19 protein-coding genes are annotated in these 21,535 nt (G+C 66.7%); 16 read left to right on the top strand and 3 right to left on the bottom strand.

Features of this window, described 5'->3' with window-relative positions; translation table 11 throughout:
• Window positions 1–1,410: 1,410 nt before the first annotated feature.
• Window positions 1,411–1,770, top strand: coding sequence for a hypothetical protein (locus AC07Y4_RS07920; RefSeq protein ID WP_159271265.1), 360 nt, complete (start codon window positions 1,411–1,413; stop codon window positions 1,768–1,770).
• 208 nt (window positions 1,771–1,978) lie between these two features.
• Here the strand turns inward: AC07Y4_RS07920 and AC07Y4_RS07925 are convergent, their stop codons facing one another.
• Entirely contained in the window at window positions 1,979–2,665 is a 687-nt protein-coding gene (locus AC07Y4_RS07925) for a TetR/AcrR family transcriptional regulator (protein WP_487848479.1), read from the bottom strand.
• A 95-nt stretch (window positions 2,666–2,760) separates the two neighbouring features.
• On the opposite strand from AC07Y4_RS07925, the gene AC07Y4_RS07930 reads away from it, so the two are divergent.
• The 6 genes from AC07Y4_RS07930 to AC07Y4_RS07955 all read left to right on the top strand — a co-directional run bounded on the left by AC07Y4_RS07930 (window position 2,761) and on the right by AC07Y4_RS07955 (window position 9,782).
• Window positions 2,761–3,561 (top strand): cyclase family protein, encoded by an 801-nt coding sequence (locus AC07Y4_RS07930; RefSeq protein WP_070061241.1) that lies wholly within the window; start codon window positions 2,761–2,763, stop codon window positions 3,559–3,561.
• A 12-nt stretch (window positions 3,562–3,573) separates the two neighbouring features.
• The gene (locus AC07Y4_RS07935) at window positions 3,574–4,560 is read left to right on the top strand and encodes a fumarylacetoacetate hydrolase family protein (protein WP_487848478.1); all 987 of its coding nucleotides are present in this window, start codon (window positions 3,574–3,576) and stop codon (window positions 4,558–4,560) included.
• Between the two features lies 1 nt (window position 4,561).
• The gene (locus AC07Y4_RS07940) at window positions 4,562–5,803 is read left to right on the top strand and encodes a thiolase family protein (RefSeq protein WP_487848477.1); all 1,242 of its coding nucleotides are present in this window, start codon (window positions 4,562–4,564) and stop codon (window positions 5,801–5,803) included.
• Window positions 5,800–6,798 (top strand): Bug family tripartite tricarboxylate transporter substrate binding protein, encoded by a 999-nt coding sequence (locus AC07Y4_RS07945; RefSeq protein WP_487848476.1) that lies wholly within the window; start codon window positions 5,800–5,802, stop codon window positions 6,796–6,798. Before AC07Y4_RS07940 ends, AC07Y4_RS07945 begins: the two co-directional genes overlap by 4 nt.
• Before the next feature lies 1 nt (window position 6,799).
• Complete coding sequence (locus AC07Y4_RS07950) at window positions 6,800–8,413, top strand: class I adenylate-forming enzyme family protein (protein WP_487848475.1); 1,614 nt, start codon at window positions 6,800–6,802, stop codon at window positions 8,411–8,413.
• Window positions 8,414–8,486: 73 nt separating this feature from the next.
• Window positions 8,487–9,782: a porin gene (locus tag AC07Y4_RS07955; RefSeq protein ID WP_487848474.1), complete on the top strand. Its 1,296-nt coding sequence runs from the start codon at window positions 8,487–8,489 to the stop codon at window positions 9,780–9,782.
• Window positions 9,783–9,977: 195 nt separating this feature from the next.
• Here the strand turns inward: AC07Y4_RS07955 and AC07Y4_RS07960 are convergent, their stop codons facing one another.
• Complete coding sequence (locus AC07Y4_RS07960; RefSeq protein WP_487848473.1) at window positions 9,978–11,228, bottom strand: MFS transporter; 1,251 nt, start codon at window positions 11,226–11,228, stop codon at window positions 9,978–9,980.
• 402 nt (window positions 11,229–11,630) lie between these two features.
• Here AC07Y4_RS07960 and AC07Y4_RS07965 point away from each other — a divergent pair, with 402 nt between their 5' ends.
• Together AC07Y4_RS07965 and AC07Y4_RS07970 are read left to right on the top strand one after the other, a co-directional pair.
• The gene (locus AC07Y4_RS07965; RefSeq protein ID WP_487848472.1) at window positions 11,631–12,569 is read left to right on the top strand and encodes a cyclase family protein; all 939 of its coding nucleotides are present in this window, start codon (window positions 11,631–11,633) and stop codon (window positions 12,567–12,569) included.
• 49 nt (window positions 12,570–12,618) lie between these two features.
• Window positions 12,619–13,539: a LysR family transcriptional regulator gene (locus tag AC07Y4_RS07970; protein ID WP_487848471.1), complete on the top strand. Its 921-nt coding sequence runs from the start codon at window positions 12,619–12,621 to the stop codon at window positions 13,537–13,539.
• Here the strand turns inward: AC07Y4_RS07970 and AC07Y4_RS07975 are convergent.
• A complete protein-coding gene (locus tag AC07Y4_RS07975; RefSeq protein WP_062469590.1) occupies window positions 13,505–14,164 on the bottom strand; it encodes a GntR family transcriptional regulator in 660 nt (219 codons plus the stop codon). The two genes, AC07Y4_RS07970 and AC07Y4_RS07975, sit on opposite strands and share 35 nt — an antisense overlap.
• A 126-nt stretch (window positions 14,165–14,290) precedes the next feature.
• Here AC07Y4_RS07975 and AC07Y4_RS07980 point away from each other — a divergent pair, with 126 nt between their 5' ends.
• The 7 genes from AC07Y4_RS07980 to AC07Y4_RS08010 all read left to right on the top strand — a co-directional run bounded on the left by AC07Y4_RS07980 (window position 14,291) and on the right by AC07Y4_RS08010 (window position 21,498).
• Window positions 14,291–14,485 carry a hypothetical protein gene (locus tag AC07Y4_RS07980; RefSeq protein ID WP_070061249.1) on the top strand — a complete coding sequence of 65 codons (195 nt, stop codon included), beginning with the start codon at window positions 14,291–14,293 and terminating at the stop codon, window positions 14,483–14,485.
• 7 nt (window positions 14,486–14,492) lie between these two features.
• The gene (locus tag AC07Y4_RS07985; protein ID WP_487863356.1) at window positions 14,493–15,872 is read left to right on the top strand and encodes an amidase; all 1,380 of its coding nucleotides are present in this window, start codon (window positions 14,493–14,495) and stop codon (window positions 15,870–15,872) included.
• 17 nt (window positions 15,873–15,889) lie between these two features.
• Window positions 15,890–17,086, top strand: coding sequence for a CaiB/BaiF CoA transferase family protein (locus AC07Y4_RS07990; RefSeq protein WP_487848469.1), 1,197 nt, complete (start codon window positions 15,890–15,892; stop codon window positions 17,084–17,086).
• Window positions 17,083–17,871: an enoyl-CoA hydratase gene (locus AC07Y4_RS07995; protein ID WP_487848468.1), complete on the top strand. Its 789-nt coding sequence runs from the start codon at window positions 17,083–17,085 to the stop codon at window positions 17,869–17,871. The genes AC07Y4_RS07990 and AC07Y4_RS07995 overlap by 4 nt, the downstream gene beginning before the upstream one ends.
• Before the next feature lie 33 nt (window positions 17,872–17,904).
• Window positions 17,905–18,840: a polysaccharide deacetylase family protein gene (locus tag AC07Y4_RS08000; protein ID WP_070061253.1), complete on the top strand. Its 936-nt coding sequence runs from the start codon at window positions 17,905–17,907 to the stop codon at window positions 18,838–18,840.
• On the top strand, window positions 18,837–20,204 hold the full coding sequence (locus AC07Y4_RS08005; RefSeq protein WP_062469605.1) for an MmgE/PrpD family protein: 1,368 nt from the start codon (window positions 18,837–18,839) through the stop codon (window positions 20,202–20,204). Before AC07Y4_RS08000 ends, AC07Y4_RS08005 begins: the two co-directional genes overlap by 4 nt.
• Window positions 20,205–20,337: 133 nt before the next feature.
• The gene (locus AC07Y4_RS08010) at window positions 20,338–21,498 is read left to right on the top strand and encodes an acyl-CoA dehydrogenase family protein (RefSeq protein WP_070061255.1); all 1,161 of its coding nucleotides are present in this window, start codon (window positions 20,338–20,340) and stop codon (window positions 21,496–21,498) included.
• The last annotated feature ends 37 nt before the right edge of the window (window positions 21,499–21,535 follow it).

Raw genomic sequence — 21,535 nt, forward strand, 5'->3', positions numbered from 1 at the left:
CCCTCGCACGTGGACAGCCGATTCGCGCTTCACCTCAACGGCCTCGAGCACCATGAGTGCGCATCTGTGCCAGTGCCGCCATCACGCTTCGACTCTTCGCTGTGCCGAGTCGGCGGGGGATGCGCAGGCCATCGCGCTTGCTGCGGGCTCTTCGCACCCGGAACATCACCGTGCGACTCACTGCGGCAAGCCGGATTCGCCTCGTTCCATCCATGTCATCGACCGGCGTGCACCGGCATCAACATCTGCGGCCCCATCGCCGCTGTCCGAATCCCCATAGCTTCATCGCCCTCTTCGTCGCGGCGGTGCATTCCGCGGTTTCCTCCTTAGAGGCTTGTCCAACACCTGCCCTCAGGCCGTTGGCATGCCTGGCGCAGTCGTGTCGTGCGGGCAGATGTCGGACAACCCTTAACCATTTCCGCCGCCGGACTCGGGGCCGCCGATGTCTGCTTGAAGGACGATCCCGACAGGCAAGTCCGTAGAACGGCCTGTCGTAGACCGCATTGGAACTCCCTTTGACCTGAAACTCCCTGTGCGATCGCAGCAACTGCTGCCTGCTCGCTCGGCAATGCACAACTCGATGCACTGAGCGCTCGCAGCGACGCGCCGATGATCCTGGCCATCGGCCCCGACAGTGATCTGCGTTTCGACGTGGCGATGCGCGCCTATGACTACACGCCGTCGGTGCGCGCGGACGGTCCGACCTGGGACGATGAGGAACCTGGCCGACCAGGCGGCGGCGCCGATCATTTTCTCGACTTCATCGTCGCCCAAGCAGTGCCGGCCCTGGCGGCGCGCGCACCGCTTGATCCGCGACGCCGCACGCTGTGCGGGGCACTCGTACGGTGGTTTGTTCGCGCTGCACGCGTTGTTGCGCCGACCGCGGTTCTTCTCGCGCTACGCGGCGGCGGACCCCTCGTTGTGGTGGCAGGACGGCTTCATCCTGCGCGAGGCCGAACACCCCGCCCCCTGCCGGCGGGGCGCGAGACCATGCTGTTGTTCATGCAGGGCGCCTCGACCGAAGGCGAGAGTCCTGCCGCGCCACCTCCTGCAGGTGTCAGCGCGGCGCGCGCCGAACGCCTGCGACGCCAGCGTGCCGCCGTGCCACCGCACGGCTGGCCGGGACCTGGCGGGACGACTCGACCGCGCAGGCGTGCGTGCGCAGTACCTCGCCTTTCCCGGCATGCCTCATGGCCCGATGCTGGCGGCATCCCTGCCGCCCCATTGGCACTGGCTGCGCGCCCGTTGCCGGCTTGAGCCGAAAGCTGGAGAAAAGTCGTTTCGTCCCCCACAGGTCGCGAGGATTCTTGCGGGATCCATGGCCGCATATCCGACCCGGGCAGCCGGAATTCGGATGCATCAACCATTGCGCATGAGAAGCTAGGTGAGCTTCATCACTTTGAGAGTGCAATGGTCAAAAAGACAACTGAACAGAAAGCTGCAGAGGCGCTTCGTTACATCGCTGCCAGTGGAGCGGCCAATGCGGTTGAGCTCGAGCCCTTCTTGACTGATCCCAATCAGGCCATACGCGCCGTGGCGGCCATGAACCCGGATGCAGACGAAGAGATCCTGGATCGTTTTGCGAATGACAAGTTCTGGGGCGTCCGCATGGAAGTGGTGCGCAATGCCAATGTCAGCCAGGCCACGTTGCGCAGGCTGCTGGAGTCCGACACGCGCAAACGCGGCGTGGTGCACCACGCCGCGCGCGAGAAGCTGGAAGAGCGCGGTGTCGCATTTGGTGCTGATGGCATGCCGGAAGACGCGGCGTAGAGAACGAAGTCGCATTTCCTGAGCGTCATTTGATCGGGTCGCTTTCGATCTCGATCACTGCGGCCGGTGTTCGTGAGGGGTCCTGTTATTGGCGCCCCGGCCTCTTGTTTCGGACGAGCAGTGCCATGGCCGCCAGCGCGACCGGAACATTCGAATCGCGTATCTCAGTTCTGCCCCCCAACCAGACGCTTGTCTGTCAGGTGGCCCGTCAACCCGCGGACCTGGGCGCCGGCTTTGCCTTGAGGCCCGCCTCGATGAAGTTCACCAGGTAGTCGACACCGGCCTCGATGCTGGTCTCCTGCAGCTTCTCGGGCCACAGCGCCTGCACCCGCGTGTGCGTGCTGTGCGAATAGAAGAAGGCGCCGTAGACGAAGATGACGCGCCAGTAGAACTCTTCGCTGCTCAAGTGAGGAAGCTCGTGGCTCACGACATCCACGAAGCGTCGCGCGAAGTCGTCCACGATGGAGGCTGTCAGCGCATGCACTTCATCGGCAGGGTCCATCAGCATGCGGCCGTAGAACGCACGGAACGACTCGCGCTCCTGGACACTGGCTCCCACGACAAGCAGTGAGGGCGCCATGGAGGCCCGCAGGATGTCTCGCAACGGGACCTTCCGACCCTCGAATGCGTCCAGGCGCTCCTTGCGCTCCTTCATCACCGGCCCAAGGCGGCGCTCCAGCACTGCCTTGCACAGCGCTTGTTTCGATCCCCAGTAGTAATGGAAGGCTCCCAGATTGGCGTTGGCCCGCTCCGCGATCGCTCGCATGCTGGTGCCCCCGTAGCCATGTGCAGCAAACAGGGCCTCGGCGGCGTCGAGGATCTGGTTTGCGGTGGTGTCGGAAAGCGCCTGCCGCTTCGAAGAGACGGCGGTTTTCGCTGCGGTGGGCTTGGGCATGAGGGAAGTGGCGAGGTATTGAAGTTCGTTGACAGCCAATCCTTGAAATCATACAGTTGTATATTTATACGCACGTGTGACTTAAAGGAGACTTCATGAGATTGATCGATCTGTCCTCGACGCTGGACCCGCACGACCGCGATCTGCTTCCTCCCGCCATGGCCGCCGCTGCGGGCGTCGTGGCGCCCCGGGTGGACTACTCCCATCCGGCGACGCCGGACGGCCGAGATCGCTTCTGCCACTTCTTCGGCTGCAGCCACGATGACTTGCCCGACGGCGAGGGTTGGGGTTCGGAGGTGCTCAACGACATGTCGTCGCATTGCGGCACGCACGTGGACGCACCGCTGCACAGCGGATCGACCTGCGAGGGACGAACCTCACGCACCATCGACCAGGTCGAACTGAACGAGCTCTTCTGCCCCGGCAAGGTGCTCGATGTGCGCCCTTGGGCGCAGCCTGGGCAGGCCATCCCCGTCGATGCGCTTCGCCAGGCGTTGTCCGCAGTGGGCGAGCCCATCCGTCCCGGCGACGCCGTGCTGATCCGGACCGGGCAAGAGCGATATCGCCTGGGCGAGCCGGCCTTCTTTCAGTACCCGGGGATGAGCCGCGAAGGCACGCTGTTCCTGTCGGAGCAAGGCGCCACCGTGCTCGGCACGGACGCGGTCGGATGGGATCGTCCCTTCGCCGTGATGGCCCAGGCCTTCAAGGAAACGGGCGACAAGCAGCAACTGTGGGATGGCCACAAGGCGATCCGCGAGAAGGAGGCTTTCATCGTCCAGCAACTGTGCAACCTCGGCGCCTTGCCGCTTCGCGGCTTCCATGTCGGCTTCTTCCCGTTGAAGCTGGCACGCGCCAGCGCCGCCCCCGCCCGTGCCGTGGCCTTCCTGTCCAACTGAGGAGCGACTTCAATGCGTATCGTGACTTTTGTGCGTGAGGGCTTTGACGCACCTCGCCTCGGTGCCCTCATCGGTGTCGACGGCGTGCTGGACCTCACGGCTCGCCACCCTGGCAAAGAGGCCTTCGGCTCTGCGTTGGCTTTCCTGCGCGCAGGCCCTGCATCCTGGGACCTTGCGCGTGCGCAGATCGCCAAGCACGGCGGCGCTGCAGACTCCCTGGCCGGCGCCGCGTTGCTTCCCCCGCTGCCCAATCCGCCGCTGATCCGGGACTGGGGAACCATGATCGAGCACCCCAGGTTCTTCCTGCGGCGACGCGCCGAGCAACTGGCCGCCCGATCAGCCGACCCGGAGGCCGCCATGGCCGCCGCACAAGCCGATGGCTCGCTCGAGTTGCCCCCGAATTGGTTCACCGTGCCTCGCTTCTACACCGGCAATCCGCTCAACATGACCGGGCCGGATGCCGAGATCGCCTGGCCGGGTTTCGCCGAATCGCTGGACTACGAACTCGAACTGGCCGTCGTCATCGGCGTGGGTGGCAAGGACATCCCCGTGTCGCGAGCACGCGACCACATCTTCGGGGTCACGCTGTTCAACGACTTCACCGCGCGGGATACGCAAGTGGCTGAAGGCAGCCCGGCCGGCAAGAGCAAGGACTTCGATGGCGCCTACGCCATCGGCCCCTGCATCGCCACGCTGGACGAGATCCCCGACCTCTACCAGCTGCAGGTGCAGTCGATGCTCAATGGCGTCGTCCAGACCACCCGCAGCACCGCCGACATGCAGCTGACCTTCGAGGACATCGTGAGCTATGCCAGCCGCTCGTGCACGCTGCACCCTGGCGAACTCTTCGCCTCGGGCACCTTCGAAGGTGGCTGCGGCGTGGAGACCGGCCGGCTGCTGCGCGATGGCGATGTCATCGAACTCGAGGCGCAGGGCATCGGCACGCTGCGCAACCGGATCCGCCGCACGGCAGCGCCCGCCGCGGCAGCGAAGGCCTGAGATGACGGTTCCGCTGTACATCGTGGGCGTGGGCAGCACGCCCACGGGCCGCTTCGCGGACGTTGCGCTGCGCACGATGGCCCGCCAGGCCATCGATCTCGCCCTGGCCGACGCTGGTGCGACGGCCGACCAGGTGGGTGCGGCGTTCTTCGCCAACGTCGGCCAATCGCTCCTGCAGGGGCAGCACATGATCGGTGGTCAGGTGGCCCTGCGCGAGGCAGGATTGGATGGCATTCCGATCATCAACGTCGAGAACGCATGTGCCAGTGCTTCGACCGCCTTCTACCTCGCCTGCGCCCATCTGCGCGCCGGACTGTGTGACGTCGCATTGGCGGTGGGGGCGGAGAAGCTGTCGCACCCGGACAAGGCCCGCACCTTCTCCATCTTCGACGGTGCCCACGACGCCGAAAGGCCTGAGGCACTGCTGCGCTTTCTCGCACAACAAGCTGGTGAGGACCCCACACAAGCCCCCGTCGCACAGCAACGCAGCGTCTTCATGGACATCTATGCGGCCCTGGCCCGCGCGCACATGGCGCGCCACGGCACCACGCAACGGCAACTGGCCCATGTGGCCGCCAAGAACCACAGCCACTCCGTGCACAACCCGTTGGCCCAGCATCGCGTCGCGATGTCGGTCGACGAGGTGCTCGCGGCGCGCGCCATCACCTGGCCCCTGACTCTGCCGATGTGCGCGCCGATCGGCGATGGCGCGGCTGCGGCGTTGATCGTGCGCGAGGACGCCCTGGAGCGCTTCGATGCGAAGCGTGCGGTGCGCGTGCGGGCCAGTGTTCTCGTCAGCGGATCGGACCGCGTCGATGGACGCGAGACGCCGATCAGCCGCCGCGCCGCACTGCGTGCCTACGCAGATGCCGCCGTCGGGCCCGAGGACATCGACGTGAGCGAAGTCCATGACGCCACGGCCTTCGGAGAAATCGTCCAGTGCGAACACCTGGGCTTGTGCGAACCCGGCCAGGGCGGATGGCTCGCGGAGCATGGCCACACCACCTTGGGCGGTCGTCGACCCGTCAACCCCTCGGGTGGGCTGGAGTCGAAGGGGCATCCCATCGGCGCCACCGGCCTGATGCAGATCCATGAGCTCGTCCTGCAATTGCGCGGCGAGGCCGGCGGGCGACAGGTGGCCAATGCGCGCCTTGCCCTCGCCGAGAACGGCGGCGGCTTCCTGGGCCATGAGGAAGCGGCCGCGACCATCACCATTCTTGAACGGGCTGCACAACACGGATGAAGCACGCCACCATGTATTCCAGACGCACTCTCCTCGGGCAATCGATCGCCCTGGGCTTGTCCGGCCTTGCCGGCAACGCTGCCAGAGCCGCCACGGCGGCCTGGCCGTCCAAACCGATCCAGGTCATCGTGCCCGCAACCACCGGCAGCGCACCCGAGATCGTGGCTCGTCTGATCGCCGACGCGTTGTCGGCGCGCCTGTCGAACCCGGTCTATGTGGAAGGCATGCCGGGGGCCTCGGGGATCATCGGCACCGACAAGGCGCTCAAGGCGCCCGCTGACGGGCACACGCTGCTCTACGCCATGAACCAGGTGGCGACGATGAACCCGCACCTCTACCCGCGGCTGCCCTACAACCCGGCCAGGGACATGGCGCCGATCAGCCTGGTCGCGCGCGGCGGGTACGTGCTGCTCGCCCACAGCGGCTTGCCGGCCTCCGACCTCCCGTCGCTGATCGCCCTGGCGAAGCGCGAGCCCGGCAAGCTGGCCTATGCCTCCACGGGCAACGGCAGCGCCTTCCACCTGGGCATGGAACTGATCAAGGCGCAGTGCGGCATCGATCTGCTGCATGTGCCCTACCGCAGCGGCGCCAATGCCAACACCGAGCTGATGGCGGGGCGCGTGCAGGTCCGGCTCGAGCCCCAGGCCTCGGCGCTGGCACTCGTTCGCGGCGGTCGCGTCAAGGCGTTGGCGGTGACCACGCCCACGCGACTCTCCGTCCTGCCGCAAGTGCCGACGGTCCGGGAGACTCTGCCCGAATTCGAGCTGAGCGGCTGGAACGCCTTGTGGGCACCGGCGGGCACGCCCGCGCCGGTCATCGCGCGACTCAACGCCGAGGTGCAGCAGATCCTGAAGAGCGACGCATTCCGAAGCCATCTGCTGCAACTCGGCCTGACACCCGAGGGCTCGACGCCGGCTGAACTGGCTGCGCTGACGGCGCAAGAGACGGCGCAATGGAAGGCCCTGATCGACAAGACGGGCATCAAGGCGGACTGACATGACGGATTTCAAGACCCTGGCCGATCTCGTCGGCCACCATGCGCGCACGCGTCCCCATGCGATCGCCCTCACGTTCGAGGCGGGCCCGGCCTTGCCCGAGCAGCACCGCAGCTTCCTGCAACTGCACGAGAACGGCCTGGCGCTGGCCCGGGCCCTGCAAGGCCTGGGCATCCGACGTGGCGACGCCATCGCGCTGGTGATGGCGAACCACCCCGAGTTCGTCGAAGCCATGGTGGCGGCCGCGCACCTCGGGGCGGTGCTGGTACCGATCGATGCGCGGGCGCAAGGCGACAGGCTCGCCGCACTGATCGATCGCACGCACTGCGTGGGTGTGATCGCGGCGGACTATGCCGCCGCTGCGGTCGCGCAGATTCGACCGCGCGCCACCCACCTGCGCTGGGTCGTTCGTGTGGTCTCGGGCGAACTTGCGGCAGATGCGCCGCGCGCCTGCGAAGCGCTGGACTACGCGCAACTGCTGGCCCGCCACACACAGGCAGGCCACCCCTCGGCGCACTTCACGCCCGTCGATCCCGATGACCCCATGCAGATTCTCTTCACCTCCGGCACGACCGGAGAGCCCAAGGGGATCGTGATCACCCACCGCCGCTTCGTCGACACGGCGGCACTGGTGGCCTCCGCCTTCGGCTACACCGGCGACGATCGCCTCTACTCCGGCCTGTCGCTGACGCACGCCAATGCCCAGTTGGTCACGCTGGGTGCAGCCCTGAGGCTCGGGATCTCCTGTGTCATGTCGCGCCGCTTCACCAAGTCGCGGTTGTGGGAGATCGTGCGTCGACACCGGTGCACCGCCTTCACTCTGCTGGGCGGCATGACCACCGCCGTCTATTGCGAGCCGCCGTCGCCCAGCGACCGGGATCATGTCGTGCGCTTCGTCGTCGCCGCGGGCATGCCGCAGGCCATCTGGCGTGACTTCGAGCAGCGCTTCGGCGTCCATGTTCTGGAGTTCTACGGCACCGCCGAAGGCGGGCTGACGGTCAACCCTTTCGGGAAAGGTCCGATCGGCAGCATCGGCCGCCCGCACCCGGCGTTCTCCGTCCGCATCGTCGCCGAAGACGGCAGCGATGCGCCTGTGGGCACGCCGGGCGAACTGGCGTTCCGGCCGGTCAGTGGCGCGCCCTTCGACATCGCGTACTTCGAAGACCCGCAGGCCTCGCAGAGCAAAGGCAAGGATGGTTGGCTCTGGACCGGCGACATCGTGCGCGCCGATGCGCACGGCTGGCTCTACTTCGAGCACCGCCGCGGCCATGGCATTCGCCGCAACGGCGAATTCATCGACCCGGCTCAGATCGAGAAGGCCATCGCGGACACCGGACTGGTCCGCGATGCGTTTGTGTTCGGCACGGCAGCGGCCTCGGGGGCGCCTGGCGAACGCGATGTCGTCGCAGCCGTCGTCCCGCATCGCGCCGACCTGGACCTTTCGGTGCTCCATGCGCGTTTGCGCGAGACGCTGTCGAAGAACGCCCTTCCCGGGCGGCTGATGGCCATCGAAGCGATCCCCAAGACCGCGTCGGAAAAGCCGTTGGCGCGGGTTCTGGAGGAATGGTTGCGCGACGGGACGGTCGCGACCGTGTTCGAGGCGCCCTCAGCCTAGACACAAGACCTGGGCGCAGGCGGCGGCAGGCCGTTTTTCCCCTGCGCAATCAACAACAACGAAGGAGACATTCATGCACAACCGCGGGCGTAAGCTTTTTCTTCCCATCTCACTTGCATCGCTGTTCATCGGGTCTTCGAGCTGGGCGCAGTCCTCTGTGACGCTCTTCGGCGTCATTGACATCTCGGTGAGCCACTACCAGACCAAGAGCGTGCTGCCCGCAGGCCTGCCTTGGTGGTCCCTGGCAGCGCCGGCATCCATCTCGCAAGGCGCCGCGAAGCTCGCGTCGGGTGCGCACACCCCTTCTCTCTTGGGCATTCGCGGACAGGAGGATCTGGGCGGCGGGCTTGCTACAGGCTTCTGGCTGGAATCCACACTCACACCGGACGACGGGGCCCAGGGGCTTGGCGTTTTCGACCGCCGCTCGACGGTCAGCCTGTCGGGACCGTTCGGCGAAGTGCGCCTGGGCCGGGACTATGTGCCGACCTATTGGAATCTGACGGTCTTCGATCCCTTTGGCACGGTCGGGGTTGGCGCGAACCTATGGAATCCGATCGGCACGGGGCTCACCACCAGCCGCGGAAAGTCGCCCGCGAACCTGATGCCCTTTGACAACTACGTTCGCGCCTCCAACAGCGTCGGCTATTTCCTGCCGGGCCATCTTGGCGGGTTCTACGGCCAGGTCATGTACTCGCTGCATGAGAACCTGAAGCAAAGTGGCGTGAGCCACAGTCCGAGCAAGGGCGGGCGAAACGTCGGGGGGCGCTTCGGCTATCAACGTGGCCCGCTCAACATGGCCATCGCCTACCAGGAAGACACCAAGGACGATCTCAGCGGATTCGACAAGGACCGTTTGAAGATCCTCAACGCTGGGGTCTCCTACGATTTCGATGTCGTCAAATTGTTCGGCCAGTTGTCGCAGATCAGGGATGAGCGCAGCAAGATGCACGTAGCCAATATCGGCGGCATTCCATATCCCTTCAGGAACGAGAGCAATGGAAAGTACACCGGCGGCTTGATCGGCATCACGGCCCCGGTCGGGCCTGGATTGATCCGTGCGTCCTATTCGCGCGTGAACTACGCCTCTCCCCGTACGGTGAATGCTTTGAATCCCGCGACATGGCTGCAAGACAACGATGCCAGGATCGAGAAGTTCGCCGTCGGCTATGTGTACAACCTGTCAAAGCGCACCGCGCTCTATGCCACTGTTGCGCGAACCAAGATGAAGTGGAACGGGTCCGTGAATGCGGCGATGGCCATCAGTCCCGGAGGCGGGGTGAGGTTTGCGAACGGCATTGCCGGGATCAGCGCACCTTATGTCCCCACGAGCACCACCGGCTACGACATGGGCATTCGGCACGCCTTCTGAGGGCACCGACTCGCGCAGCGGACCTTCCAGGTGGTCGGCCCTGAACTCCCGCGTGCTGCAGCGCTGCGCGCTTGCCGGGCAAAGGGAAGGCCCGGACAGGGGCCGTCTCTTCCGCCCCGGAAGGGCAACGCTCTTTGACTCACAAGGCGCATGCGGTGCAACGGCAAGGATCCAGGAGGAGCTATGCACCACTGTCTAGCGTGCTCGATTGCGCATCGCATACAACAGCACGAGCGTCGCGATGATTTCCAGTCCCGCGACCGCATAGAGGCCCGCGGCCACGCTTCCCGTCGACGTCTTCAGCCACCCCATCGTGAAGGGCGCAGCGAACCCCGCCAGGTTGCCGACCGAGTTGATGAAAGCGATGCCACCCGCCGCAGCGGTGCCCGTCAGAAAGGAAGCGGGGATCGACCAGAACACGGGAAAGGCGGCGAGGATGCCGATGGTCGCAAAGCTCAACGCGACCATGGCGAGCACAGGTTGCTCGATCAACACGCCGGTGGCCACAAGCCCGACGCCGGCGATCAGCGTCGCATAGGCGCAGTGCCGCCGCCGCTCACCGGTGGCATCCGAATGCATGCCGTTGAGCACCATCGCGACCGTTCCCAGAATGAACGGAATGGCCGACAGCAGGCCGATGTTCAGCGTGCCCTTCACGCCCAGCTCCTTGACGATCGAGGGCGTCCAGAACGCAATGGTGGCGTTGCCGCTCACGATGCAGAAATAGGCGGCGGTGCACAGCCACAGCATGGGGTTGCGCAACGCCCGGCCGAAACTCGATTGCTTGGGGACGTCGGCGTTCTCCTTCTGCAGTTCGGCGGCCAGCGCGTGCTTCTCGGCCTCGGTCAGCCAGCGTGCGGATTGGGGCCGGTCCGGCAGCCAGGCCAGCACCGCGAAGCCGGCAAGCACCGAAGGAATGCCTTCGAGCAAGAAGAGCCATTGCCAGTTTCGAAACGGCGCGACGCCTTCCATGCCGCTCATGATCAGCCCTGCGAGCGGCCCGCCGACGACGCCCGCGATGGCAAACGAGGTCATGAAGAGCCCGTTGATCTTGCCGCGGCGATGCGCCGGCACCCAGTACGTCAGGTACAGCATCACGCCCGGGAAAAATCCGGCCTCGAATGCACCGAGCAGGAAGCGCAGCACATAGAAGGACGTGGGCGTTTCCACGTAGATCATCGCCATCGACGTGAGGCCCCAGAGGATCGTGATGCGCGCGAGCGTCTTGCGCGCGCCGATCTTCTGCAGCAGCAGGTTGCTCGGCACCTCGAACAGGAAGTAGCCGATGAAGAAGATGCCGGCGCCCAGCCCGTAGACCGCTTCGCTGAACTGCAGGTCCTGCAGCATCTGCAACTTGGCGAAGCCCACGTTGACGCGGTCGATCCACGCCAGCAGGAACAGGAACACCAGGAACGGCACCAGCCGCCATGCGATCTTGCGGTGCATGCGGTCGTGGTCCGAGGGGGAATGGGCGCCGGCCGAAGGCCGCGCAAGGGATGAGACAGAGGTAGCGTCCACAGCAGTTTCCTTTTTCTTCAATGACAGAACTCCAGGAATGCGCCGCCCTTTATGGTGTACGCATAATGTTTATAAATATATTTATAGGCGTTCCATCGCACATTGGTAGTTACCCTCCGTGGGATCTTTCTCCGCCGGTTTCATCGTTCGCGAATCGAGAAAGGACCTTTGCCGCCGGCACGGTTTCCGCGCGACTTCGTTCCTCCTAAGGTCAGCACCTGGCACCGCGCAGTGCGTGCCTAGCCAACCAAGCAACCGAACGAAATGGAGCAGTTTTCAATGTCGCAATGGATACGCAAGATCGGCGCCGCAGCGTCTCTATGGGGTGCAATGAGCATCCCCCTCGCCTTCGCAGCCCCCGTCGTGGGCAAGAGCCCGTGGGGCCCGAACGACGAACTCGGCCGACTCAACCTCATGACCGCGAGCACCAAGGCCCAGGTGCTTTCCCGCGCGGACGGTGCGCGTGTGTACGACCTGTCGGTCGAGTACTTCGTCGGCATGCCGAGCTGGCACGGCATCGGCGATCCGCGCTACCAGATCTGGATGACGCACACGCCGCACGGCACCGTGGTCGACGACCCGATGGGCGTCGGCCACACGCAGAACAAGCACGTGAGCTACACCGGCGCGGCCATCTCGATGTACACCCACATGGGCACACACATCGACGCGCTCAACCATTTCGGCCTCGACGGCAAGATCTGGAACGGCTTCGAGGCGCGTGAACACCTGGGCGACCGCGGCTGGAAGAAGACCGGCGCCGAGACCATCCCGCCGATCGTGGCCCGCGGGGTCCTGATCGACGTTGCCGCCGCCAAGGGCGTCGAGATGCTGGCGCCCGGCTACCGCGTCACCCGGGCCGATCTGCAGGAGACGCTCGACAAGCAGCGCGTGAAGCTGGAGACAGGCGACGTGGTCCTGATCCGCACCGGCCGCATGAAGCTCTATGACAAGGCCGACGCCTACATGGATTCGCCACCGGGCATGAGCGTGGATGCCGCGCGCTTTCTCGTGGAGTCGGGTGGCGCGATGGTCGTGGGTGCCGACAACCTGAGCTTCGAGACCTTCCCGCCCGATGCCGATGACAACTACGTACCGGTGCACACCTACCTGCTCGCACAGCAGGGCACGCCGATCATCGAGCTGGTCAACCTGGAAGCGCTCGCCAAGGACCGCGTCTACGAGTTCGCGTTCATCGGTGCGTCGCTCAAGCTGCGTGGCGGCGACGCCGCACCGATGCGCCCCATCGCCATCCCGCTGCGGCGCTGAGACGCTCGCGCGTGCTGCGTTGGCCTCGTCGGCTGGTACGCTCGGCGCCATGGATCGCTACGCTGCCATGCAGTACTTTTGCCGCGTCGTCGAGCAGGGCAGCCTGGCCGCGGGCGCCCGCGCGCTGAACCTCTCGAACTCGGTCGTCACGAAGGCCATCCAGTCGCTGGAAGCCTGGACCGATTGCCGCCTGCTCGCGCGAACCACGCGCAGCATGCAACTCACCGAAGCCGGCGAGCGCTTCTACAGCTTCTGCCAGCGAACGCTGGCAGATACCGAGCGCACGCTGACCGATGTCCGTTCGGTGAGCCGCGGGTTGACCGGGCGGCTGGTCGTGGCCGCGCCGGTGTCGCTCACGCTGTCGCATCTCCACGTGCATCTGCATGCGTTCCAGGCGCAACACCCGGGCATCGAGCTCGAGATGCGGCTGAACGACAGGCCGGTCGATCTGGTGCGCGAAGGCATCGACGTCGCGCTGCGCGGCCAGGCGCGGCTGGAAGATTCGAGCCTGGTGGCCATGCCGCTGATGGACCTGGCCCGCGTGGTGTGCGCCGCGCCCGCCTACTGGGAACGTCACGGCCGGCCCGCGACACCCGCCGACCTGTCGGGCCACAACTGCTTGCAGTACCTGCTGGGCGACGACCGCGACGAATGGGTGTTCGACGGGCCGGACGGGCGCGCGCGTGTGCGGGTGAGCGGCACGTTCCGCGCCGACAACAGCCTGCTGCTGGTCGACGCGATGCGCCGGGGCGTCGGGCTGGGCCTGGTGCCGTCGGTGATGGTGAAGGACGCGCTGGCCGATGGCTCGTTGCAGACCGCGCTCGACGCCTACGTGGCGCCGCCTCGGCGCCTCTTTGCGGTCTACCCGACGCGCGACCACCTGATGCTGAAGGTGCACGCGCTGGTCACCTTCCTGAAGCAGCAGTTGCCGCCGCTCACCCCATCAGTTCCTTCGGCAGCGCCGCCATGAACGACGCGAAGTTGGTCGAGCCCTGGCCGGGGCTCATGTGCTCGACCATCAGTTCGGCCGCCGCCCTGGCATCGCGCCGCTGAATTGCGTCGAGCAGCTTGGAATGCTGCTCCCATGACGACTTGAGGCGACCGAACGCGGCAAAGGCGTGGCGCCTGTAGGCGCCGGTCTGCGAACGCATCCGCAGGATTTCCTGGCGCAGGTAGGGGTTGCGTGCCCCCTGGTAGAGCGCCTCGTGGAAGCGCCGGTTGTGCTCCTGCCAGGCCTTGACGTCTTCTTTCTTGACCGCGGCGGCGGCGCGCTCGTGCGACTTGGCGAGGTCGAGCCGCTCTTCGGGCGTCATGCGCTCGCAGGCCAGCCGCACGCACAAGCCCTCGAGCTCCGCCAGCAGCTCCCACATGGCCAGCAGCTGGGTCATGTCCATCTTCGCGACGACCATGCCACCACGCGGCAGGCTTTCCACCAGCCCCTGGGCCTGCAACTGAAGCAGCGCCTCGCGCACCGGCGTGCGCGAGACCTCGTAGGCCGTCATCAGCGCCTGTTCGTCCACCGTGTCTCCGGGCAGGAGCGTGCCGTCGCGGATGGACTCCTCGACCGCAAGGCGGATGCGTTCAGCGGTTTTCATGGGGCGAGCTCCCGTAAAACAACGATTGAATAAAACATTTTTGTGAGTTATAAATATATTTATAGACCTCATCCATCTTTTAATTTTACCTGCTCCAGAGAGAGCGCACGGTGCCAGGAGACCGCTTTGACCGACCCCACCCTCGAGCCATGGAAGACATGGGTCACGCTGAGCCTGCAGTTGCATGGCATCGATGCCGCCCCCGGACTTCAGGTCCGCGCGGCGCGCACGTTGGCACGGCTGGCGCCCATGGCGAGCCGTCTGGCCGCCGGCACCACACCGCCGTTCGACATCCGCCCTGTGGAGCACGCGCATGAGTGATGCGGGCATGCCCTCCATCGCCGCGCTGCGCCGGTCGATTGCCACGGGTGCCAGATCGGCCGACGAAGCGCTGGCCTTGCAGCGCGAGGCCTTCGAGCGTGGCGCTGCGGTCCATCGCTGCGTGGTCGAGCGCGCTACAGACAGCCGGCCGATCGCGGATGCCCCGCTCTCCGGCATCGCGATGGCGCACAAGGATGTGTTCGGCACAGGGCTGCGCGCCGCAGGGCAAGGACGACCGGAAGGCGCTGCGACCGATGCGGTGACCAGCCCTCCCTCCGCCCCCTTGCGACGCCTCTCCGAGCGTGGCGCGACCTACCTCGGCGCCCTTGTGATGGCGGAGTACGCTTGTGGCGCGACCGCGGAGAACCCGCACTTTCCCGCACCGCTGAATCCGCTGGACCCGGCGGCGGCGGTCGGCGGGTCATCCAGCGGCTCGGCCGTGGCGGTGGCTGCCGGCTTGTGCCGGGCCTCGCTGGGGACGGACACCGCGGGGTCGGTGCGCATTCCCGCGTCCACCTGCGGCGTGGTCGGATTCAAGCCCGGCGCCGGCGTGATCGACGCGGGTGGCGTGTCGCAGCTGGCGCCGTCGCTGGACACCGTCGGCGTGGTGGCGCGCTCGGTGTCGGATGCGGCCCATGTGTTCGCGGCGCTGCTGCCCGACGAGGCGCCGATGGCGCAGCGTCTGCTCAGCCTGGAAGGCATCGAGGAAGACCTGTCGCGCCACCGCCGCTGGCGCGTGGCGTCGGCACTGGACCAGCCCGACCTGCGCGACGACGTTGCAAGCCGGCTCGGGGCATTCGAATCTCGCGCCACCTCGCACGCGGTGGCATGGCACCGCGCGTCCTTGCGTGGACTCGACGAACTGTCGTGTCTTGCCCAGATCGTGCTCCACGTCGAGGCCGCGGCCACGCATGCGCACAGCGTGCGCCACGCACTCGGCTCGCTGGCGCCGATCACGCAGGCAATCCTCCTGCCGGGCTGGGCCGTCCCGGCCGCCTGGTACCGGCACGCCTGCCAATCCCGCGCGGGCTGGCGCGACGCCTTCGTTGCCGGGCACCTTGCGCAAGCCGACGTGCTGCTGTTGCCTTCGCTGCCGCGCGGCGTGCCCGACGCGCAAGTGGTGACCACCACCTCCGACCGCTTCGACCCGCGCGAACTGGTCGCGCTTCACCACTACCACGCCTTCGTGAACTACCTCGGGCTCCCTTCGTTGTCGTTCCCGATCGGCACCGACGCGCGCGGCCGGCCGGTTTGCATCCAGGCCATCGGTGCGCCGGGCACCGAGGCCGAGCTGCTGGCCTTCGGGCACCAGTTCGCCGCGCCGACGGGCGCTCCTTCCGTTCCCGCGGCGCGCACCGCCCATCGCGCCGGCACCCCGCTTCATTGACTTCCCACGGAGAAACCATGCCCAAGATCAACGCCTCCCCTGCCCTCGCGCGCTTTCGCGTGCTCGACCTGTCCCGCGTTCGCGCCGGCCCCACATGCGTGCGCATCCTTGCGGATTTCGGCGCCGACGTGATCCGCATCGAACCCCCGGCGGGTGTCGACCCGAACGAGGCGATGTTCGCAGCCGACCGCTGGGGCGGCGACTTCCAGAACCTCAACCGCAACAAGCGATCGATGACGCTGAACCTCAAGAAGCCGGAAGGGCTCGAGGCGTTCATGCGGCTGGTGGAAACAGCCGACGTCGTGGTGGAAAACTGGCGCCCCGACGTCAAGGCGCGACTGGGCATCGACTACGAGGCGCTGCGCGCGGTCAATCCCCGGATCATCCTCGCGAGCATCTCGGGCTTCGGCCAGGACGGTCCCTATGCCTGGCGCCCTGGCTTCGACCAGATCATCCAGGGCATGGGCGGGTTGATGTCGGTCACGGGCTTCCCGGCACAGGGACCCGTGCGCGCCGGCCTCGCGGTGGCCGATTCGGGCACCGGCGTCTATGCGGCAGCGGGCATCCTGATCGCGCTGCTGGAGCGCGAGCGTTCCGGGCAGGGGCAATGGGTGCACGGCTCGCTGCTGCACACGCAGGTGGCGCTGATGGACTTCCAGGCCGCGCGCTACCTCAACGACGGCGACGTGCCCGCCCAGGCAGGCAACGACCACCCGACGAGCAGCCCGATGGGCCTCTTCCAGGCCAGCGACGGCGTGTTCAATCTCGGCGCGTCCGGCGAAGGCAACTGGGTGCGGTTGTGCGAATGCCTGCAGGCTCCGCAGTTGAGGGCGGTGCCCGAATTCGCCACCGAGAAGCTGCGAGTCGAACACCGGCTGGCACTCAACGAGGCCCTGGCCGAGGTCTTCAAGAACCAGACGGTTGCGCACTGGGTCGAACTGCTGAACCGCGCCGGCGTGCCCGCGGGCCCCGTCTATTCGATTCCGCAGGTCTTCGAGGACGCCCAGGTGAACCACCTGGGCATCGCGCAGGATGTGGAAGCGGGCAATGGCCGGCGCTACCGGCTGGTGTCGCAGCCCATCACGCTGGCGCGCACGCCGGCACGCATCGCGCACGCCGCCCCGGCCTGGGGTGAGCACACCACCGAGATGCTGACCGAGATTGGCTACACGCCTTCCGACATCGAACAGCTGCAAGCGAAGGCCGCGGTATGAGCGAAGGACACATCCGGACCGAGACCGCAGCGGGGGTGGGGACCCTGGTGATCAGCCATGCGCGCAAACACAACGCGATGACGCTGGCCATGTGGCAGCAGCTCACTGAAGCCGTACAGACGCTGGCCGACGACCGCGCCGTGCGCGTGATTGTCGTCACCGGTGAAGGCGACGCCGCTTTCGTCTCGGGCGCCGACATCAGCGAGTTTGCGCAACAGCGCAGTGGCACCGACGCCGTCGCCGCCTACGACCACGCGGTGGCGACCGCCCAGCGCGTGCTGGCCGAATGCGCCAAGCCGACAGTGGCGCGCATCCAGGGCATCTGCATGGGCGGCGGCATGGGCATCGCCCTCGCCTGCGACCTTCGCTTCGCCGCATCGAACGCGCGCTTTCGCATGCCGGCCGCGCGCATCGGCCTGGGCTACGCGTTCGAGGGCATGCAGCGGCTGGTGAGATTGCTGGGCGCACCGGCCACCTTCGACCTGTTCTACACGGCGCGCAGCCTCCACGCCCCCGAGGCGATGCGCCTGGGCCTGGTCAACGACTGCATCGACGCCGAGATCTTCGCCGCCGAAGTGGCGTCACGCGTGGCGCTGATCGCCCAGAACGCGCCGCTGGCGTTGCGGGCCGCAAAGGCCGCGATTCTCGCTACGCTGGAGCCCCCGACAGCGCAGGCCCGGGAAGCGATCGACGCGATGGTGCGCCAGTGCTTCGCCAGCCGGGACTACGCCGAGGGCCAGGCTGCATTTGCCGAGCGGCGCGCGCCGCATTTCGAAGGGAGCTGAACCGATGACCGCCACCCTGCAAGAGAACCTGTCATGAGCAATCCACGCGTCCCCTTTCAACTCTCGTCCGAGCGCCCGCCGTTGATGCCGCTGGACGGCGGCCACATCCTCGCGCACATCGTCGTGAACGTGGAGCACTGGCCTTTCGACCGCCCCATGCCGCGCACGCTGCTGACGCCGCCGCACGGCAAGGAAACGGTGCCCGACGTGCCGAACTTCAGCTGGGCCGAGTACGGCCTGCGCTGCGGGCTGCCTCGCATGATCGAGGCGCTGCGCAGCCGCGGCTTGCGCGCGTCCGCCAGCCTCAACGCCTCGGTGATCGATTCGCACCCGAGCGCCGCGCAGGCCATCCTGGAGGCCGGCTGGGAATTCATCGGCCACGGGGTGCAGCAGCAGTCGCTGGCGCAACTCGACGGGCACGCCCAGGCGGAAGCCATCGTGAAGTCGCTCGACCGCATCGCCGCCTTCACCGGCGTTCGTCCGCGCGGCTGGCTCTCGCCCGGCCTGCGCGAAGCGGCGGACACACCCGACATCCTCGCCGCCGCCGGCATCGACCATGTGTTCGACTGGTGCCTGGACGACTTGCCGTGCTGGATGCAAACCGAGCACCGTTCGCTGATGGCCCTGCCCTACATGCTGGAGGTCAACGATTCGGTGATCTATGCGGTCGAGAAGCACTCCTCGCCCGAGATGAAGCTGCGGCTCGAACGCACCCTGGAGGTCTTTGCGCGCGAAGTCGCCCGCCTGGGCCAACCCCGGGTGCTGGCCATCGGGCTGCATCCGCACCTGATGGGCGTGCCCCACCGTTTCGGCGATTTCGAAGCCATGCTGGACCTGCTGCTCGCGCACCCGATGGTGCGGGTGGTGACGGGCTCATCCCTCCATGACTGGTACGCCGCGCAGGTCCCCGCGCCGGCGCCGCTCGTTGCCCGGTCCGGCGACGTCCCCTTTGTCCCGATGCCTCAATGAACGCCATCGACACCCTCATCGCCCACGTCCGCTCTCGCGATTTCGACTCCCTGCCACCCGAAGCGGTGAATGCGGCGCGGATGTTCATCTACGACACCATCGGTGTCGGCATTTCCGGCTCGCGCCATCCGCGCATGCCGGCACTCAAGCAGGCAGCGCAGTCCCTGGGCGACGGCGACGCCGTCACGGTCTGGGGCAGCGGCGAGAAGCTGCCCTTTCCGTCGGCCGTGATGCTCAACGCCTACCAGGTGTTCAACCAGGAGTTCGATGCGGTGCACGACGTCGCCGTGGTCCACGCCTTCGCCTGCATCGTGCCGGCCGCGCTCGGCTATGCCCAACGCGAAGGCGGCGTCTCGGGCAAGGCGTTGATCACGGCGGTGACGCTGGGACTCGACGTGGCCATCTACGTCGCGCTGGCGCAGCGTGCGCCGATGCGCTTCTTCCGCCCTGCCATGTGCGGCGGCCTCGGCGCCACGGCCGCACTGTGCAAGCTCGCCGGCATGGACGCCGACACGATGCACAACGCACTCGGCCTCATGTACAGCCACCTCTCCGGCACCATGCAAGCCCATGCCGAGGGCTCGCCCGCGGTCGGCCTGCAGGTGGGCCTGAACGCACGCGCAGCCGTCACCGCCTTCGAACTGGCGCGTGCCGGCTTCCCGGGACCGCGAGACATCCTGGAGGGCCCGTTCGGCTACTTCGCGCTCTATGACTTCGGCCAGTCGCGCTGGGCCGACGTGGCGAACGACGTCGGCCAGGTCTTCCAGATCGCGCGCATGAGCCACAAGCCCTACCCCACCGGTCGCGCGACCCATGCGGGCGTCGATGCGGTCGTCGATCTCATGGCCACGCACGGCTTCGGTGCGGACGACGTGGAAACCGTGCGCGTGCATGCCTCGGCGCTGATCGCACGGCTCGTGGGGCGGCCGGCGCAGCCTGGCATGGACTCTGCCAGCGCCAAGCTCAGCATGGGCTACGTGGTGGCCACGGCGCTGCGCAAGGGCCGGGTGGGCATCGAGGCCTTCGACCCGCCCGCGTTGAACGACGCGCGCACCTTCGAACTGGCACGCCGGGTCGAGGTGCTGGACGACGGCAACCCCAACCCGAACGCCCTGGGTCCGCAAGTGGTCGAAGTGGTGCTCAAACGGGGCGACACGCTGCGGCTGGCCGTGCCGCACTTTCTCGGCAGCCCTGGCCGGCCGCTGCCCGCGCCGGATCAGCAGGCCAAGTTCATGGCCTGCTGCGCCTCGATCAAGCCGCGGCTGCCGCCGTCACAGGCCGAAACACTGGATTCGGCACTGCGCCGGCTCGAGGAGCTGCCTGACGTGCGCGAACTCATCCCACTGATGACGGCGCCCGCCTGACACCCCGGGGCCGCCCGGCCCCCTTCGCTTCTTTCCGTTCCCTGCATCGGTCGTTCATTGCGCCCTCGTGGCCGCAAGGAATGCGCGCGCTCGCGCGGCCGATGCCCCACTCACCCTGCCAGCGAGATACACCATGAACCGTTCTTCCGACAACTACCAGGACATCCGTGACGCCGTGCGCGCGCTGTGCGCCGAGTTTCCCGACGAATACCACCGCAAGATCGACGAGCAACGCGCTTACCCCGAAGCCTTTGTCGATGCACTGACTGCCGCGGGCTGGCTGGCAGCGCTGATCCCGCAGTCCTACGGCGGCTCCGGCCTCGGGCTCGCGGAAGCCTCGGTGATCATGGAGGAGATCAACCGCTGCGGCGGCAACTCCGGCGCCTGCCACGGCCAGATGTACAACATGGGCACGCTGCTGCGCCACGGCAGCGAGGCGCAGAAAAGCCGCTACCTGCCAAGGATCGCCAGCGGCGAGCTGCGGCTTCAGTCGATGGGCGTGACCGAGCCCACCACCGGCACCGACACCACGAAGATCAAGACCACCGCCGTGCGCAAGGGCGACACCTATGTCGTCAACGGGCAGAAGGTGTGGATCTCGCGCGTGCAGCACTCCGACCTGATGATCCTCTTGGCGCGCACCACGCCGCTGGCCGAGGTGAAGAAGAAATCCGAAGGCATGTCGATCTTTCTGGTCGACCTGCACCAGGCCATCGGCAACGGCCTGACCGTACAGCCGATCGCGAACATGGTGAACCACGAGACCAATGAGCTGTTCATCGAAAACCTGGAGATTCCGGCAGACCACCTGATCGGCGAGGAAGGCCAGGGCTTCCGCTACATCCTCGACGGGCTCAACGCAGAGCGCACGCTGATTGCCGCGGAATGCATCGGCGACGGCAAGTGGTTCATTGACCGCGTAACCGGGTATGTGAAGGACCGTGTCGTGTTCGGCCGCCCGATCGGTCAGAACCAGGGCGTGCAGTTCCCGATTGCCGAGAGCCACATCGAGGTGGAAGCCGCCGACCTCATGCGCTGGCGTGCCTGCGAGCTTTTCGACGCCCGACAGCCTTGCGGCGCGGAAGCGAACATGGCGAAGTACCTGGCCGCCAAGGCCAGCTGGGAGGCCGCCAATGCGTGCCTGCAGTTCCATGGCGGCTTCGGCTTTGCCAACGAGTACGACGTCGAACGCAAATTCCGGGAGACCCGGCTCTACCAGGTGGCGCCGATCTCGACCAACCTGATCCTTGCGTATGTCGCGGAACATCTGCTCGGTCTGCCGCGCTCGTTTTGAAGAAGCCAGGCTGGGGCTGCAACACAAGTGGAAGCGG

It is taken from the genome of Variovorax sp. GW460-12-1-14-LB1 (genome assembly GCF_059423605.1).

Bases quoted from the DNA above. Each gene is read 5' to 3' on its own strand.
- AC07Y4_RS07985 (WP_487863356.1), top strand. From the start codon at position 14,493: ATGCCCTCCATCGCCGCGCTGCGCCGGTCGATTGCCACGGGTGCCAGA.
- AC07Y4_RS07975 (WP_062469590.1), bottom strand. From the start codon at position 14,164: ATGAAAACCGCTGAACGCATCCGCCTTGCGGTCGAGGAGTCCATCCGC.
- AC07Y4_RS08000 (WP_070061253.1), top strand. From the start codon at position 17,905: ATGAGCAATCCACGCGTCCCCTTTCAACTCTCGTCCGAGCGCCCGCCG.
- AC07Y4_RS07995 (WP_487848468.1), top strand. From the start codon at position 17,083: ATGAGCGAAGGACACATCCGGACCGAGACCGCAGCGGGGGTGGGGACC.
- AC07Y4_RS07930 (WP_070061241.1), top strand. From the start codon at position 2,761: ATGAGATTGATCGATCTGTCCTCGACGCTGGACCCGCACGACCGCGAT.
- AC07Y4_RS07940 (WP_487848477.1), top strand. From the start codon at position 4,562: ATGACGGTTCCGCTGTACATCGTGGGCGTGGGCAGCACGCCCACGGGC.
- AC07Y4_RS07955 (WP_487848474.1), top strand. From the start codon at position 8,487: ATGCACAACCGCGGGCGTAAGCTTTTTCTTCCCATCTCACTTGCATCG.
- AC07Y4_RS07970 (WP_487848471.1), top strand. From the start codon at position 12,619: ATGGATCGCTACGCTGCCATGCAGTACTTTTGCCGCGTCGTCGAGCAG.
- AC07Y4_RS07945 (WP_487848476.1), top strand. From the start codon at position 5,800: ATGAAGCACGCCACCATGTATTCCAGACGCACTCTCCTCGGGCAATCG.
- AC07Y4_RS08005 (WP_062469605.1), top strand. From the start codon at position 18,837: ATGAACGCCATCGACACCCTCATCGCCCACGTCCGCTCTCGCGATTTC.
- AC07Y4_RS07950 (WP_487848475.1), top strand. From the start codon at position 6,800: ATGACGGATTTCAAGACCCTGGCCGATCTCGTCGGCCACCATGCGCGC.
- AC07Y4_RS07925 (WP_487848479.1), bottom strand. From the start codon at position 2,665: ATGCCCAAGCCCACCGCAGCGAAAACCGCCGTCTCTTCGAAGCGGCAG.
- AC07Y4_RS07935 (WP_487848478.1), top strand. From the start codon at position 3,574: ATGCGTATCGTGACTTTTGTGCGTGAGGGCTTTGACGCACCTCGCCTC.
- AC07Y4_RS08010 (WP_070061255.1), top strand. From the start codon at position 20,338: ATGAACCGTTCTTCCGACAACTACCAGGACATCCGTGACGCCGTGCGC.
- AC07Y4_RS07990 (WP_487848469.1), top strand. From the start codon at position 15,890: ATGCCCAAGATCAACGCCTCCCCTGCCCTCGCGCGCTTTCGCGTGCTC.
- AC07Y4_RS07965 (WP_487848472.1), top strand. From the start codon at position 11,631: ATGAGCATCCCCCTCGCCTTCGCAGCCCCCGTCGTGGGCAAGAGCCCG.
- AC07Y4_RS07960 (WP_487848473.1), bottom strand. From the start codon at position 11,228: ATGCACCGCAAGATCGCATGGCGGCTGGTGCCGTTCCTGGTGTTCCTG.
- AC07Y4_RS07920 (WP_159271265.1), top strand. From the start codon at position 1,411: ATGGTCAAAAAGACAACTGAACAGAAAGCTGCAGAGGCGCTTCGTTAC.